The following is a 14,715-nucleotide window of genomic DNA, read 5'->3' on the forward strand; positions in this document are numbered from 1 at the left end:
AGGTCCCCTTCGGTGGGAGCAGCAGAGGTCAACGGGCGAAGCGCACGGACACGGCCTGACCGTGCGCGGGCAGGTCCTCGGCGTCGGCCAAGGCGAGGACATGGTCGGCGGCCTCGCGCAGCGCCTGCTCCGAGTAGTCGACGACGTGGATCCCGCGCAGGAAGCTCTGCACACTCAGGCCCGAGGAATGCCGCGCACACCCACCCGTCGGCAGCACGTGGTTCGAGCCCGCGCAGTAGTCGCCCAGCGACACCGGCGAGTGCGGGCCGACGAACACGGCACCGGCGTTGCGCACCCGCGCGGCGACCTCCGAGGGGTTCTCGGTCTGGATCTCGAGGTGCTCGGCGGCGTAGGCGTCGACCACCCGGAGCCCGTCGGCCACGTCGGCCACGAGGATGCAGCCGGACTGCACGCCGGTCAGCGCGGTGCGGATCCGTTCGGTGTGCTTGGTCGAGGGCACCTGCTCGGCCAGCGCGGCGTCCACCGACTCGGCGAGGTCCGCGGAGGTCGTCACGAGCACGCTCGCGGCGAGCACGTCGTGCTCGGCCTGGCTGATCAGGTCGGCCGCCACGTGCGCCGGGTCGGCGGTGTGGTCGGCAAGGATCGCGATCTCCGTCGGCCCGGCTTCGGCGTCGATCCCGATGACGCTGCGCAGGAAGCGCTTCGCGGCGGTGACGTAGACGTTGCCCGGTCCGGTGACCACGTCGACCGGCGTCAGCTCGGTGCCGTCGGTGTCGGTGCCGCCGTGCGCGAGCACCGCGACGGCCTGGGCGCCGCCGACAGCCCACACCTCGTCGACCTCCAGCAGCGCGGCGGCGGCGAGGATCGTCGGGTGCGGCAGGCCACCGAACTCGGCCTGCGGCGGTGAGCACACCACCAGCGACTCGACACCCGCCATCTGGGCGGGCACGACGTTCATGACCACGCTCGACGGGTAGACCGCGAGCCCGCCGGGAGCGTAGAGGCCGACACGGGCCACCGGCACCCACCGCTCGGTGACGGTGCCACCGGGCACGACCTGGGTGGTCGTGTCGGTGCGGCGCTGGTCGGCGTGCACCGCACGGGCGCGGGCGATCGAGTCCTCCAGAGCCGCCCGCACCTGCGGGTCGAGCTCGTCCAGCGCGCGCGAGAGGGCGGCGTGCGGCACCCGCACCGTCTCCGGCGTCACCGCGTCGAAGCGGGCGGTGTACTCCTGCACGGCCTGCACACCGCGGTCCCGCACGTCCTCGATCACCGGCCGTACCTGATGCAGCACGTGCTCCACGTCGGTGGCCGCGCGCGGCAGCGTGGCGCGCAACTCGGCGGGCGACGGGACACGACCACGCAGGTCGGTACGGGTGAGCATCGACTTCCTCCGCATCGGTGACGACTCGTCCCAGGGTAGTCCGCAGCTCGCGTGCCGTGCGCGCAGCTCCCGCGGAAACCGGGAAAACGTCGAAGCCACTCCGACGGAAGTGGGTTGCAGATCACTCTGATCGGGACGAGGGTTCTGCGGGTCCCAGACGTGTTCGATCGGAGACTCGATGTTCACCACACGGCACAAGGCAGTCACGGCGGTCGCCGCCGCGGCGCTGATCATGCTGCCGTCTCTGCACTCCGCCGTCGCGGCGGCGCCGGAGACGCCACCCCCCACGCCCGGCGCGGCCTCGGCCCAGGACCGGGACGTCTACAAGGTACCGAACACCGACAGCAAGCAGCGGACGGAGATCGCGGCCACCGGTGCCCAGGTGCTCTCGTCCGCCACCGGCGAGGCCACCGTCGAAGCCACCCGCGCCCAGGCCGAGCAACTCCGCCAAGCCGGGTTCACGTTGCAGCACCAGGCCAACGTCGCCGACGCGCTCGCCAAGCGCAGCAAGGGCGCGCCCGGGCAGTTCCCGCCAGGCGACGAGGCGTACCACACCTACGACGAGGTCCAGCAGGAAATGGACGCGGCGGCCAACGATCACCCGGAGATCGCCGCCAAGTCCGTCGTCGGCACGTCCTTCGAAGGCAAGGACATCCCGATGATGAAGATCAGCAACAACGTGGCTCAGGACGAAGACCAGCCCGAGGTGCTGTTCAACTGCAACATCCACGCCCGCGAGCACCTCACGACCGAGATGTGCATGCGGATCATCCAGCGGTTCACCGACAACTACCCGGACGACCCGACGGTCAAGGAGATGGTCGACACCCGCGAGATCTGGGTCATCCCGGTCAGCAACCCGGACGGCTCGATCTACGACTACGAGTCCGGCGAGTACCAGGGGTGGCGCAAGAACCGCCAGGACCAGGGCACCGACCTCAACCGCAACTTCGGGTACAAGTGGGGCTGCTGCGGTGGCTCCAGCGGCGACCCGGCGTCCGAGACCTACCGGGGCGAGGAAGCGTTCTCCGCACCGGAGACGCAGGTGCTCCGGGACTTCGCCGAGTCCCGCGTCATCAACGGTGAGCAGCAGCTCAAGGGATTCATCGACTTCCACACGTTCTCGGAGCTCGTGCTGTGGCCGTTCGGGCACACCGAGGACGACGTCACCGACGGCATGACCCAGGAAGAACGGGACCGATTCGAACGCGTCGGCACCGCGATGGCCGACACGAACGGCTACACCCCGCAGCAGTCCAGCGACCTGTACGTCACCGACGGCGACAGCCTCGACTACATGTGGGGTGAGCAGCGCATCCTGTCGTTCACCTTCGAGATGTACCCGAGCTCGGGAGGCATCGACGGGTTCTACCCGCCCGGCGACGTGATCGCGGAGGAGACCGCCCGCAACGACGCGGCGGTCGACATCATGCTCCGCGAGGCCGGTGCCGGTGCCTGACCGGTGACCTGAGGACCGCGACGGTGGGCCGTTCCCTTCGGGGAGCGGCCCACCGTCGTGTGTGGACCGGGTCGACGCAGAGGGCATGTGCGAAGCTTTTGTGCCCGTAGGGCACGCCTCGCAACTGACCCGGGGCAGGCTGAGCCGTGGTACCGGACCACCTACCCACGTTCCACAACGGCTTCTCAGAGGCTGTCTTGGATCCCGGTGGTGGGCATGTGAAGGGCCTCTGCTAGTGATCGTGATGCCAGTCATGATCACTAACAGCAGAGGCCCGACTCAGTTTGTACCCCACGACGCCTTCGTCCAGCGCATCGGCCCGCATTCGCCGCTACCCGTCGGACATGACGGACGCCGAGTGGGCAGTGATCGAACCACTGCTGCCCACGGCGGCGTGTGCCAGCCCGGCCGGGGGGCGTCCGGAGAAGCACCACCGCCGCGACATCGTCGACGCGATCCGCTACGTCACCGACAACGGAGTGAAATGGCGCGCGCTTCCCGTGGACTTTCCGCCCTGCAAGACCGTGTACGGCTTTTTCGCTCGCTGGCGCGAGAACGGCACGGTGGAAATAATGCGTGATGCGCTGCGTGAACAGGTCCGCCAGCAGGCCGGCCGGCGCCCGCGGCCCACCGCAGCCGCCATCGACGCGCAATCGGTGCGCGCCGCCGAAACAGTCGGTGACTCCACCCGCGGCTACGACGCCGGCAAGAAGGTCAACGGCCGCAAACGCCACATCGCCGTGGACACCATGGGACTGCTGCTGGTCGTCATGGTCACCGCCGCCAACTTGCAGGACCGGCCCGCCGGGCGCCCTCTGCTGTCGCTGCTGCACCGCGCCCACCACAGGGTGCGCCACATCTGGGCCGACGGCGGCTACACCGGAACCCTGCTGACCTGGGCGAAAACAACCCTGGGCATCACCGTCGAGATCGTGAAAAAACTCGCCGAACAAACCGGGTTCGTGCCCCTGCACCGCCGATGGGTCGTCGAACGAACCTTCGCCTGGATCAGCCAAGCCCGCCGCAACACCCGCGACTACGAACGCCTCCCCGAACACTCCGAGGCCTTCATCAACTGGGCCATGATCACTATGATGAGCCGACGACTGACCCGCCCACAAACGCGGGCCCCCACCCCCTAACCAAGATCAAAGACAGGCTCTCAGACTCAGGCGAGCAGCAGCGCCAGCACGCCGGCGAGGATGCCCACGACCACGACGACGGCCGCGGTGATCATCAGCACCCGGACGTTCGGGCTTTCCTCGCGGATCTCGGTCTGCGCGCGCTCACGCCACTGCGTGAACGTGGTGCCTTCACTCACGGCTTGTCTCCCATGCTGCCGGTGTCGGCGTCGCGGCGACGCCTCTGCTGTCCCCGACTCGTCATCACGATGCCACACAACGGGAAGTCACAACTGGGTGACACCGGAGCACTGTGTTCGTCCGATCGGCCCAGACCGTGGCGATGCGGGCTCACGCCCCGGCGTGACCGGCGTCGGAGCGGAGCAAGCCACTAGAAAGCGTAGCCTTCTACGGACAACGCCGTGATCAGCAGCGAACGAGGGCGTTCGGTGCCGTGCCGTGCCCGGGGCGGCGTGTGGGTGGTTGGCAGACTGGCGGCCGGCTGCGCTACACCCGGGCCACCCGGCAGTGGTCGCTGTACTGGCGCGACCGGAACCTGGCCTTCCACACCTACGACCTCCCGGCGAGCCCGCGTGTCGAGGACCTGCTCGCCGGGGTCGCCCACGACCCGAACGCCATCTTCTGGGGATGAACCGGGGCGCGGCGAGGAGTCTCGTCCGTATCGGGGGCCTCGGGCTGGCTGCGCGGTACGAGTCAGCGGATCGATATCGTCATCATCAGTGCCGATCAATCGGACCGGACGAAGTGGGAGGACAGCGCGAAAGCGTCCGCCGCTCCGGTGCCCGCTTCGAGCGCCTGAGCCGGAACCACATCATGGCGCCATCACATCGCGCCATAGTTGGCGTCACTAAATGGCGCCAATCTGTGCGCCGTTCTATGGCGCGGTAGACTGGCGGCATGGATACCGGGCACCGACTCACGATCCGCGAGGTCGATCCCGCCGACGTCGACGCGCTCAAGGCGGCGGCCTCGGCCGCCGGGCGGTCGCTCAACGCCTACCTCCGTGCGGTGCTGCACGATCACGCGCGGACCGCGCGCAACCGCCGGCTGCTGGCCGCCCTCGACCACGATCACGGCGAGCAGGCACTGCCTGCGGACCTCGACGCGGCCGCCGAGGTTCGGGCGCTGCGCGACGAGCGCGACGCGGTCGACGACCAGCGCGCCGGCACGCGCGCATGAGCACAGTGGTCGTCGACGCCTCCGTTCTCGTCGACGCGCTGCTGCCCGGCCCACGCAGCGCGGCCGCGCGCGCGACACTCAGCGGCGCCTCCGTGCTGGCCGCGCCGGAACACCTGGGCGTCGAGGTGCTGTCCGTGCTGCGGCGGCTGTCGCTGCGCAATGACAGCGTCCCCGCCGCCGCGCTGGACACCGCTCGACGCACGCTCGTCGCCCTCGATCTCGACCTCGTCGGCCTTGCCGAACTGCAGGATCGGATCTGGAGCCTGCGTCACGTCCTGACCAGCTACGACGCGGCCTACGTCGCGGCCGCCGAGCACCTGGAGGCAACCCTGGTCACCTCGGACGCGTCCCTGCTGGGCTGCCCGCACCTCGGGTGCCCGGTCCTCGATCCCCGCGCCCACGGCGCCTCGTAGCGCCGCGCATCGGTCCTGGTCGACTATCGGAACGTGGTCCGTCCGGGTTGGAGTCCCCGTACACCCGAAGCTGCCCTGAGCGCCAAAGCGACCCGGTAGCTCTGTTCCCGCCATCAACGTCATGGCCGCACTCTCAGCTTCATCCAGGCAGTTCGCCCACGTCCTGGCCTGGTCCACCTGGCGACGACGCCACCACCACCGCGCTCGCAGGGCCCACTACCGGCGACAATCACCCACGAAGCATGATCCACACGATCTACGACTGCAGAATCAGCGCTGTTTGTCGTTCCCATGTTCCCCCCACGCCGTAGTCAGCACAGCAGCTCGATGTGGCAGTCGGCGCCGGGCGCGTGTGCCAGCCGGGCGTCGGTTGTCATTAATGCGGTGGCCTCGGTCAGTTCGGTCAAGGCGACGTAGGTGGCGTCGTAGGCGCTGAGGTTGTGCCTCAGCGCCCACATCCGCGGCCGTAACCAGTCGGCCGGGAACCTGGCCAGCGCGAGCTGGGTAAACCCCTGCAGCGCGAGGTCTCCTTGTGGGTCGCTGAGGACGCCGCGACGGACAAGACCTCGCAGCACGTGGGTAACTTCGCTGTCGATCAGATGCGGAGCTGCCAGTTCTTCGTCGCCGAGCCGCTCGGGAGCGAGGTTTCCGGCGAACAGCTCCACGACGACGCCGGCGTCGACGATCTTCACTCGCCGCGGCCCTCGCGCAGCACCGACAAGATCGTGTCGCGATCCGGTCGCCCACGGACATTGGCCTGGGTCGAGCGAATCACCCCAGCGTTGTGCCCGACAACCTGGGCACGCTTGGCGAGGTGCTCGAGTTCGCGCTGGAGGTATCTGGTCAGCGAGAGTCCCTGGGCCTGGGCGGCTTCGACCAGGGCATCGTGGACCTCGTCTGGCACGTCGCGAATGTGCATCACCTTCGCCATGCCACATATCCTACCGAAAGTGGGTGCAAACTGCACCCAACGAGTCTCAACGGGCGTTCCCTTGCGGACGTCCTGGTCGCACGCGGTGAGATGGGATACCGATCGTTCCGCGACACCACCACAGGAGGCCCCAGGCTGCCCATCGTCGTCGACGACGAGCTTCGCCAGAACGTGGAGCGGGCGGGATGGGTGAGCGAGACTACTCCGATGGTTTCGGGCTACGCCCGGAGCGACCAGTTCCGCGGTGCTCGACCTTGCACCGTCGAGATGTGCGCCAGGTGATCGTGTCGGACGTCGTGACCCCCCAGCCCAGCAACATCAGGCGACAAGGAGCCTGGCTTGCAGGTGTAGATATCGCGCGAATGTGCCACCCGGAACTCACCACTGGGTCACGTCGTCGGCCCAGCGGCGCAGGAGCGCTTCGTCGTGGCTGATGGCGAGCACTCCCGTTCCCTCGGCGGCCACGTCGTCCTGCACCACCGAGACGAGCAGCGCCGTCGTGGAGGCGTCCAGCATCGCCGTCGCCTCGTCGCAGATCAGGTAGCCCGGCCGTAACACCAGTGCACGCGCGAGACACGCACGCTGCAACTGACCGTCGCTGACCTCGTGGGGGCGCCGGTCGAGCAGCTCACCGGTGAGCCCGACACGGTCGGCGAGCCCGTCGACACGAGTCGTTTCCTGTTCCCGGTGCCCGGTCGCGCGCAACGGCTCGGCCACGACCTCACGCAACGACAGCCGGGGGTCGACCGCGCTCCGCGGCTGTTGGAACACCAGCCCGACGCGGGTGCGCAGCCGCGCCGGGACGGAGTGGCGCGCACCGCGCACCACCTCGCCGTCGACCGACACCTTTCCCTCCCAGGGCGCCTGCAGCAGCCCGAGCAGTCGCGCGAGGGTGGTCTTGCCGCAACCACTCGGCCCGGCGAGCCCGACGACCCGGCCCGGCGGCACGTCGAGGTCCACGCCGTCGAGGACCGGGCGTCCCTTCCGGTACCCCGCGACGAGCCCGTGCCCGCTCAGCACGGCGCGTGTGCGGCGACCCGGCGGGCGCCGCTGCGGACGAGGTCGGGCACGCCGCTGCACGGCGCGAAACCAGGCCGATCGGGTGAGCGGAGGCAGAACACGCAGCCCCATTCCTGTTCGAGACGGTCGAGGTCGCTCAACACGGGCGGGTGACCCGGGATCGGGCGGAATCCACCTTCCGGCAGGGCGTCGAGCAGTCCGGCGGTGTACGGGTGCCACGGATCGGCGAAGACCTCGGCAGCGGGACCGGTCTCGACGATGCGGCTCGCGTACATCACGGCGACGTCGGTGGCCACGCGGCGAGCGGCGGCGAGATCGTGGGTGATGAGCAGGACCGCTCGCCCGTCGGCGGCCGCCTCGGCGAGCAGGTCCGTGGTGCGGTCGATCAGCGGCCGGTCCAGTCCCGTCGTCGGCTCGTCGGCGAGCAGCACCGGCGGATCCCCCGCCAGCGCGAGGGCGACGGCCACCCGCTGCACCATGCCGCCGGAGAGCTCGTGCGGATAGCGGTCGAGGTCCCTCGGCCGGAGTCCCACCCGTTCGGCGAGCTCGTCCGCACCGGCCCCGGCCCGGAGCTCACGGACGGTCTCCTCGATCTGGCTGCGTGCGGTGCGTACCGGGGTGAGGTGCGTGCTCGCGGACTGCGGCACGAGTCCGATCCGCCGCCCGCGCACCGAGCCTGCGAGCACCGCCTCGCTCGCCGACAGCAGCTCCACCGGGCCGCCTGCCCGCACCGTGGCATGCCCCTTGACCTGCGCGTTCGCCGGGAGCAGCCCGAGCAGGGAGGACGCGAGCACGGATTTGCCGCAGCCCGACTCCCCCACCAGCGCCAGCACGTGCCCGGCTTGCAGCGACAGCGAGGCATCGGTCACCGCGCGCACCTCGGCGTCCCCTCGGCTGCGTCCGAGACGGAACCGCACCGACACGTCGTCCAGTTCGAGCAAGGCCTCCGGGGTGCTCACAGCGCCAGCTCCGATCGTCGGCGGGGCACGACGGTGTCGCGCCAGGTGGCGGCGATGCCGGAGACGGCCAGCGTGGTCGCCACCAGCAGCACCGACGGGAACAGCACGATCCACCAGGCTCCGAGCAGCACCGCGGCTCGGCCGTCGCCGAGGATGTTGCCGATGCTGGCCATGTGCGCGGGCAGCCCGAGGCCGAGGAAGCTCAACGCCGTCTCGTGCCACACCGCGTGCGGCACGAGCAGCACCGCCGAGAGCGCAGCCTGCGGGATCACGGCGGGCAGCAGGTGCCGCCGCAGCACCCGCCACCGCGACGCGCCGCCGGAGATCGCGGCGTCGATGTAGGGGCGCTGCCGCAGCGAGAGCACTCGCGACCGCACGATGCGAGCGACGGTCGTCCAGTGCGTCAGGGCGATCGAGAGCACCACGGCGACGACGCTGCCCCGGTAGAGCGCGACGATCACGATGCCCAGCAGCAGGTGCGGCACCGCGTTCACGGTGTCGACGGCCCGCATCAGCAGCCGGTCGGTCCATCCGCCGAGTGCGCCCGCCGCGGCTCCGACGAGCGTTCCCAGCACCGTGGAGATCACGGCGCTCACTCCGGCGACGAGCAGCGACACCCGCAACCCGGCGAGGGAACGTGCGAACAGGTCGCGTCCTGCCGTGTCGGTTCCGAACGGGTGCGCCGCCTCGGGCGGGAGCCGAATCGAGTCGTAGCGGACCAGGTCGTCACCGCCGACTACGGCGGGCACGGCGAGCGCGGCCAGCACGAGGACGCCGAGCACACCGATCGAGCCCCACCAGCGCGCACGGGCGCGGGACTCCGGTGCATGCCCCCGCGTCGTGCCCGCACGGCGACGGCCGGCGTCCCGCCACAGCTCCGGCCTGGGCGGGCAGAGCTCCTCGGCCTGCAACTGGTCAGCCATCGGCGTTCACCCTCGGGTCGAGCAGCACCGCCGCCACGTCGGCCAGCAGCGAACCGAGCAGCACCGCGCCGGTCGCCAGGATGGTCACGGCAGCGAGCATCGGATAGTCGACGGCCTCGGCGGCGGTCACCACGGCCGCGGCGAGACCGGGCCACGAGAACACCGCCTCGACCAGCACGGCGCCGGTGACCAGCTCCGGCACCCGCGCGCCGATGAGCATCACGAACGGCAGCACCGCCGTCGGCAACGCGTGGCGCAGCACCACGGTCGGCTCGCTGAGCCCGCGCGCTCGCGCGCCGGTGACGTGGTCCTCGGTCAGCGAGGTGAGCAACGACTGCCGTACGTGCAGCACCAGCCACGGCGACTGCGAGATTCCGAGCGCCGTCGCGGGCAGCACGAGGTGCTGGGCAACCTGTCCCACCGAGAGCTCCGCGCCCGCGTCGGTGAGACCGGCGACCGGCAGCCACCCCAGCGCGAGCGCGAACACCGAGATCGACAACAGTGCCAGCACGAACGGCGGAATCCCCTCGAGCGCGTGGCCGATCCCCGTCACCACCCGGTCGATCCAGCCGCCCTGCCGCCAGGCGGCGATCGTCCCGAGCAGCAGCGCGAGCAGCACCGCGATCGCCAGGCCGGTCGCGGCGAGCAGCATCGTCCACGGCAGTCGTTCGAGCACGACTTGCGCGACCGGTTGCCGGAACGAGCGGGACACGCCGAGGTCGCCGCCGAACACTCCGGTCACCCAGCTCCAGAACTGCACGAGCACCGGCTGGTCCAGGCCCAGCTCCGCGCGCACGCGCGCGACCTCGGCGGCGTCGGCCTCGAAGATCTGCACGCCGTAGTACTGCCGGATCGGGTCGAACGGGGAGGCGGCGGCGAGCAGGAACATGCCCAGCGTCACGACGAACAGCACCGGCACCGCGAACAGGAGCCGCCGCAGCACGAGGCGGCCGACCGCCTCGGCACGCGACGACACGGCGTTCATGTGACCGTCGTCCAGTCCTCGACGTTCCACCACGGCCCCCACGTGGTGCCGTGCGTATGCGGCTCCACGACCGGTTGGTAGCCGTTCCAGCGGCCTTCCCGTACGAGGTAGCTGTGGTCCAGGAACGCCAGGTACACCGCTCCCGGGTCGGCGACGTAGGCCGTCTGCGCGCGCCGGTAGTGCGGTGCGCGCTCCTGGTCGCCGATCGCCCGCCGACCGGCGTCGAGTGCGGCGTCGACCTCGGCGTTGCGATAGCCGCCGGGGTTGTTGTACGTGCCGGTCCCGGTCGCGGAGGAATGCAGTGCCGAGTACGTCTGCAGGTCCGGGTCGAGCGGGGTGCCTGCACCGAGAACCACGGAGTCGTCGTTGATCCTGGGGTCGATGGCGTCCCACCCGAGTCCTTCGAGCGCGACCTCGATCCCGACCGTCTGCGCGTCCGAGGCGAACGCCAGCGCCAGGTCCCGCCGCAGCGAGTCCTCGGCGTTGTAGAGCACCGCGAACCGGGCGCGCTCGCCGCCGCGGGTGCGGATGCCGTCCGATCCCCTGACCCAGCCCGCGGCACCGAGCACCTGTTCGGCGCGGGCCGGATCGAACGGGAACACCGCGGACGGCTCGTGGTGCGGGCGCATCGACGGGGGAATCGGTGTGGACGCCGGCGTGCCGTGTCCACCGAGCAGTGCGTCGACCATGCCTTGCCGGTTCACGGCGAGGTTCAACGCGAGCCGCACCGCCGGGTCGCCGGTCACGGGATTGCCGACCGGCAGGGTGATCGAGCGGAAGTCCGCCGAGTCGTGGTGCAGGACGCGGTAGCCGTCGACCCCGCCGACCCGCTCGGCGAGCACCGGCGGCAGCACCGTGCCGTCGAACTCGCCCGCCTGAAGACGCTGGGCCCGGGTGTTGTCGTCCGTGGCGAACACGACCGTGATGTCACCGACCTGCGGCGCGCCGCCCCAGTAGTTTTCGTTGCCGCGCCAGATCATCTGATCGCCCCGGCGCCATTCGACGAGCCGGTACGGGCCGGTGCCGATCGGCTCGGTGTTCAACGGCGAGTTCTCCAGCGGCTCCGGCTCGGCGAGGGTCTCGGCGGGCACGATCCCGAGCACCATCAGCGCCGGCCACGCCGCGTAGGGGTACTTGAGGTCGAAGCGCACGGTGCGTGCGTCGACCTTCTCGACCCGTTCCAGCATGTCGAAGTCGGAGCTGATCGTGGAGGCGAACGCCGGATCGAGGACGGCGCGGTAGGTCGCCACGACGTCGTCGGCGTCGAACGGTGTGCCGTCGTGGAAGACGACGTTCTCGCGGAGGGTGACCGTCCACTGTCGCGCGTCCGGTGTGGACGAAGGCTCCTCGGCGGCCAGCGCGGGACGCAGCGTTCCCCTGCCGTCGAACGAGACGAGCCCGTCGTAGAACTTCGCCGCCCCTTCCTGGGCGTAGCCGAGCAGCGGGTGCAGCGTGTCCGGCTCGTAGCCGTCGCCCAGCAGCATCCCGTTCGGGCTGCCGGAGCCTCCGGGTGCCGTCGGCGCGGTGCACGCCGCAGCCAGCATCGTCGTGGGCACTGCCGCGAGGAACACTCTGCGATTCAGCACCCACCGACAGTAGCCGTTGTTGCCAATAATGCTCAATAAGCATTTGGGAGGGTGGTTGATCTGCGTGCGTGGTTCCGTGGCGGAACCTCACCTCGCGGCTGGCTGCGGGATCGTCGACATCGAGTAGCCACCTACACCATCTCGACGCTGTCCTCGCCAGCCACGAGGTGAGAACCCGCCGGTGGTCGGCCTGCGTAGGCAGCGGAGAAAGACTGCTGGCGCAGTGTGCCCGACCGGAACCCCCGAGCACCTCCATGGCTTCGACACCGCGGGGGTGTTGAGGAAGGATGAGGCCATGCGGATCGCGCTGTGTCAGGTCGTGTCGTCGTCGGACCCGAAGGCGAACCTCGAACTCGTCGCCGACGGAGTCCGCCGTGCCGCCGAAGCCGGTGCGCGGCTCGCCGTGTTCCCCGAAGCGACGATGGCCTGCTTCGGGGTGCCGCTGGGGCCGTTGGCCGAGCCGCTCGACGGCCCGTGGGCCGAGGAGGTGCGACGACTCGCGGACGACGCCGGGATCACCGTCGTGGCCGGGATGTTCACCCCCACCGACGACGGACGGGTCACCAACACTCTGCTGGTCACCGGCGCCGGGGTGCGGGCCCACTACGACAAGATCCACCTCTACGACGCCTACGGGTTCACCGAGTCGACCACGGTCGCCCCCGGCGAACAGCCTCTCGTCGTCGACGTCGACGGCACGGCCGTCGGTATCACCACGTGCTACGACGTGCGATTCCCCGGCTTGTACACCGCTCTCGCCGATCGCGGCGCCTCGGTGATCGTCACGAGCGCGTCGTGGGGTGCGGGCGACGGCAAGCGCGAGCAGTGGGAACTGCTGGTCCGGGCTCGTGCGCTGGACTGCACCTCGTGGATCGTGGCCTGCGGTCAGGCGGATCCGCGCAGCATCGGCCGGGAACCCGGGGGCAAGGCCCCGACCGGGATCGGCTTCAGCACCGTGGTCACCCCGCTCGGCGCGGTCCACGCCCAGCTCGCCGACGCGCCGGACGTCTTGATCACCGACGTCGACCCGTCCGCGGTGAACGACGCGCGCAAGGCCCTTCCCGTCCTGGCCAACCGGCGGTTCTGAGCAGCCGTCCTTGATGTTGTCTTGATGCCCGTGAGGGCATGGTCTCGCGTGCCCGCCGCGTACACCTGGTACCCAAGAGGCCCCCAACGCCGCGAGGCACGAACTGGGGCGGCGGTACCGGAGCACCACCCGAGCACACGCCCGCCGAGTCGACCGGCGACCGATCGGCAACTGTGAAGGGTCGCCGGAAACACCCGGCGCTCGGTAGCGTTCGGGGTGGAGGTGGTGGTCGTGCCGGGGGAACACACCCAACCGCTCGTCCGGGTCGTGGAGACCTCGACGCTCGGCGATCGCAGCTACGTCGCCGGAGATGGCACGGTCTCCGTGGTGGTCGACCCGCAACGCGACGTCGACCGGATCCTCGCCGCCGCCGGGGAGGTCGGCCCCCGCGTCGCGCTCGTGCTGGAAACCCACCTGCACAACGACTACGTCTCCGGCGGCCTGGAACTCGCCCGCCTGACCGGCGCGGAGTACGGGATGTCCGCGGACGAGGTGGTGGGGTTCGACCACCGTCCGCTGCGCGACGAGGACGTCCTCACGGTCTCCGACCGGCTGCGAGTGCGCGTGGTCGCGACACCGGGCCACACCTTCCACCATCTGTCCTACGTGCTCGAACACGACGGACACGCCGCCGGAGTCTTCACCGGGGGCTCGTTGCTGTACGGCACCACCGGGCGCACCGACCTGCTCGGTGACGAGCACCGCGAGGAGCTGGCACGCCACCAGCACGCCTCGGCGCGCCGGCTGACCGAGGAGCTGCCGGACGGCGCGAAGGTCTGGCCGACCCACGGATTCGGCAGTTTCTGCGCGGCGGGCGCCGCCGGGACACAGGGCGACACGGTCGGCGACCAGCGCCGCGACAACCCGGCGTTGACGTTGGCGCAGCGAGAATTCGTGGACCACGCGCTGTCCGGACTGGACGTCTACCCTGCCTACTACGCGCACATGGGCGCGATCAACGCGGCGGGGCCGCCGACGCTGGACCTGCGCCCGCCGCACCGCGCGAGCCCGGAGGAACTCACCGCGCGGCTCGACGCGGGCGAATGGGTCGTCGACCTGCGGTCTCGCAAGGCGTACATGTCGACGCACCTGGCCGGCACGGTCAGCCTCGGCCTGGACGGCCCGATGGCGACGTGGCTGGGATGGCTCGCCGAGCGGGACGCCGCCGTGACCCTGGTCGGGTCGAGCCCGGCCGAGGTCGCCGAGGCCCAGCGGGAACTGTGCCGGATCGGGAGGGACGAGTTCGCCGCCGCGGCCGTCGGGAAACCCGACGAACTCGCGGCCGACCCGACTCAGCTACGCAGCATCCCGACGGCGACCTTCGCCGACCTGGTCGACCGCGTGCACAGCCGCAAGCCGACCGGGCACCCCACGCTGCCCCACCCCGACGTGGTGCTCGACGTGCGCGCGAACACCGAATGGCAGGCCGGCCACCTCGAAGGAGCCACGCACCTTCCGCTGTACGCCCTGCCGGAGCGCATGAACGACGTCCCGGCCGGAACGGTCTGGGTGCACTGCGCGAGCGGCTACCGGGCGGCTGCCGCCGCGTCCTTGCTGGCGGCCGCCGGACGACAAGTCGTGCACGTCGACTCCCCCTTCGACACCGCAGAGGAAGCCGGCGCCACGGTGGTCCGGCCTTCCTGACGGCCCGCACCGCGACGGCCGATCACATCTCGCGAACAACGG

At 70.5% G+C, this 14,715-nt stretch carries 16 protein-coding genes; 7 read left to right on the top strand and 9 right to left on the bottom strand.

Annotation, left to right across the window (positions count from 1 at the left end):
• Positions 1-28: 28 nt before the first annotated feature.
• Positions 29-1,345, bottom strand: coding sequence for a histidinol dehydrogenase (gene hisD / locus GIY23_RS16180; RefSeq protein WP_154078902.1), 1,317 nt, complete (start codon positions 1,343-1,345; stop codon positions 29-31).
• A 178-nt stretch (positions 1,346-1,523) separates the two neighbouring features.
• Here hisD and GIY23_RS16185 point away from each other — a divergent pair, with 178 nt between their 5' ends.
• Positions 1,524-2,804 carry a M14 family metallopeptidase gene (locus tag GIY23_RS16185; protein WP_154077430.1) on the top strand — a complete coding sequence of 427 codons (1,281 nt, stop codon included), beginning with the start codon at positions 1,524-1,526 and terminating at the stop codon, positions 2,802-2,804.
• Between the two features lie 344 nt (positions 2,805-3,148).
• On the top strand, positions 3,149-3,946 hold the full coding sequence (locus GIY23_RS16190; protein WP_154075648.1) for an IS5 family transposase: 798 nt from the start codon (positions 3,149-3,151) through the stop codon (positions 3,944-3,946).
• A 26-nt stretch (positions 3,947-3,972) separates the two neighbouring features.
• Here the strand turns inward: GIY23_RS16190 and GIY23_RS22695 are convergent, their stop codons facing one another.
• The gene (locus GIY23_RS22695) at positions 3,973-4,125 is read right to left on the bottom strand and encodes a hypothetical protein (protein ID WP_187351914.1); all 153 of its coding nucleotides are present in this window, start codon (positions 4,123-4,125) and stop codon (positions 3,973-3,975) included.
• Between the two features lie 275 nt (positions 4,126-4,400).
• On the opposite strand from GIY23_RS22695, the gene GIY23_RS16195 reads away from it, so the two are divergent.
• From GIY23_RS16195 to GIY23_RS16205, 3 genes are all read left to right on the top strand, one after another.
• Positions 4,401-4,577 carry a DUF3024 domain-containing protein gene (locus tag GIY23_RS16195; RefSeq protein ID WP_222850177.1) on the top strand — a complete coding sequence of 59 codons (177 nt, stop codon included), beginning with the start codon at positions 4,401-4,403 and terminating at the stop codon, positions 4,575-4,577.
• Between the two features lie 266 nt (positions 4,578-4,843).
• The gene (locus GIY23_RS16200; RefSeq protein WP_154077431.1) at positions 4,844-5,125 is read left to right on the top strand and encodes a FitA-like ribbon-helix-helix domain-containing protein; all 282 of its coding nucleotides are present in this window, start codon (positions 4,844-4,846) and stop codon (positions 5,123-5,125) included.
• Positions 5,122-5,538 carry a type II toxin-antitoxin system VapC family toxin gene (locus GIY23_RS16205; RefSeq protein WP_154077432.1) on the top strand — a complete coding sequence of 139 codons (417 nt, stop codon included), beginning with the start codon at positions 5,122-5,124 and terminating at the stop codon, positions 5,536-5,538. The genes GIY23_RS16200 and GIY23_RS16205 overlap by 4 nt, the downstream gene beginning before the upstream one ends.
• Before the next feature lie 311 nt (positions 5,539-5,849).
• Here GIY23_RS16205 and GIY23_RS16210 read toward each other — a convergent pair whose 3' ends face one another.
• The 7 genes from GIY23_RS16210 to GIY23_RS16235 form a co-directional block, all read right to left on the bottom strand.
• Complete coding sequence (locus tag GIY23_RS16210) at positions 5,850-6,230, bottom strand: type II toxin-antitoxin system VapC family toxin (RefSeq protein ID WP_154077433.1); 381 nt, start codon at positions 6,228-6,230, stop codon at positions 5,850-5,852.
• A complete protein-coding gene (locus tag GIY23_RS16215) occupies positions 6,227-6,469 on the bottom strand; it encodes a hypothetical protein (RefSeq protein ID WP_154077434.1) in 243 nt (80 codons plus the stop codon). The genes GIY23_RS16210 and GIY23_RS16215 overlap by 4 nt, the downstream gene beginning before the upstream one ends.
• A 378-nt stretch (positions 6,470-6,847) precedes the next feature.
• Positions 6,848-7,489: an ABC transporter ATP-binding protein gene (locus GIY23_RS16220; protein ID WP_154077435.1), complete on the bottom strand. Its 642-nt coding sequence runs from the start codon at positions 7,487-7,489 to the stop codon at positions 6,848-6,850.
• Positions 7,483-8,448 (bottom strand): ABC transporter ATP-binding protein, encoded by a 966-nt coding sequence (locus GIY23_RS22825; protein ID WP_222850178.1) that lies wholly within the window; start codon positions 8,446-8,448, stop codon positions 7,483-7,485. The genes GIY23_RS16220 and GIY23_RS22825 overlap by 7 nt, the downstream gene beginning before the upstream one ends.
• Positions 8,445-9,371, bottom strand: coding sequence for an ABC transporter permease (locus GIY23_RS22830; protein WP_222850179.1), 927 nt, complete (start codon positions 9,369-9,371; stop codon positions 8,445-8,447). Before GIY23_RS22830 ends, GIY23_RS22825 begins: the two co-directional genes overlap by 4 nt.
• Positions 9,364-10,356, bottom strand: a complete 993-nt coding sequence (locus tag GIY23_RS16230; protein ID WP_154077437.1) for an ABC transporter permease — start codon at positions 10,354-10,356, stop codon at positions 9,364-9,366. The genes GIY23_RS22830 and GIY23_RS16230 overlap by 8 nt, the downstream gene beginning before the upstream one ends.
• Positions 10,353-11,942 carry an ABC transporter substrate-binding protein gene (locus GIY23_RS16235; protein ID WP_154077438.1) on the bottom strand — a complete coding sequence of 530 codons (1,590 nt, stop codon included), beginning with the start codon at positions 11,940-11,942 and terminating at the stop codon, positions 10,353-10,355. Before GIY23_RS16235 ends, GIY23_RS16230 begins: the two co-directional genes overlap by 4 nt.
• A 295-nt stretch (positions 11,943-12,237) precedes the next feature.
• Here GIY23_RS16235 and GIY23_RS16240 point away from each other — a divergent pair, with 295 nt between their 5' ends.
• Positions 12,238-13,029 (top strand): carbon-nitrogen hydrolase family protein, encoded by a 792-nt coding sequence (locus GIY23_RS16240; protein WP_154077439.1) that lies wholly within the window; start codon positions 12,238-12,240, stop codon positions 13,027-13,029.
• A gap of 231 nt (positions 13,030-13,260) precedes the next feature.
• Positions 13,261-14,673 (top strand): MBL fold metallo-hydrolase, encoded by a 1,413-nt coding sequence (locus tag GIY23_RS16245; protein WP_228717325.1) that lies wholly within the window; start codon positions 13,261-13,263, stop codon positions 14,671-14,673.
• Positions 14,674-14,715 lie beyond the last annotated feature (42 nt).

Origin of the sequence: Allosaccharopolyspora coralli (assembly GCF_009664835.1) — a bacterium.
GTDB lineage: Bacteria > Actinomycetota > Actinomycetes > Mycobacteriales > Pseudonocardiaceae > Allosaccharopolyspora > Allosaccharopolyspora coralli.

Coding starts and splice junctions, on each gene's coding strand:
- GIY23_RS22830 (WP_222850179.1), bottom strand. CDS start 9,371: ATGGCTGACCAGTTGCAGGCCGAGGAGCTCTGCCCGCCCAGGCCGGAG.
- GIY23_RS16200 (WP_154077431.1), top strand. CDS start 4,844: ATGGATACCGGGCACCGACTCACGATCCGCGAGGTCGATCCCGCCGAC.
- GIY23_RS16185 (WP_154077430.1), top strand. CDS start 1,524: ATGTTCACCACACGGCACAAGGCAGTCACGGCGGTCGCCGCCGCGGCG.
- GIY23_RS16240 (WP_154077439.1), top strand. CDS start 12,238: ATGCGGATCGCGCTGTGTCAGGTCGTGTCGTCGTCGGACCCGAAGGCG.
- GIY23_RS16215 (WP_154077434.1), bottom strand. CDS start 6,469: ATGGCGAAGGTGATGCACATTCGCGACGTGCCAGACGAGGTCCACGAT.
- GIY23_RS16230 (WP_154077437.1), bottom strand. CDS start 10,356: ATGAACGCCGTGTCGTCGCGTGCCGAGGCGGTCGGCCGCCTCGTGCTG.
- GIY23_RS16190 (WP_154075648.1), top strand. CDS start 3,149: ATGACGGACGCCGAGTGGGCAGTGATCGAACCACTGCTGCCCACGGCG.
- hisD (WP_154078902.1), bottom strand. CDS start 1,345: ATGCTCACCCGTACCGACCTGCGTGGTCGTGTCCCGTCGCCCGCCGAG.
- GIY23_RS16205 (WP_154077432.1), top strand. CDS start 5,122: ATGAGCACAGTGGTCGTCGACGCCTCCGTTCTCGTCGACGCGCTGCTG.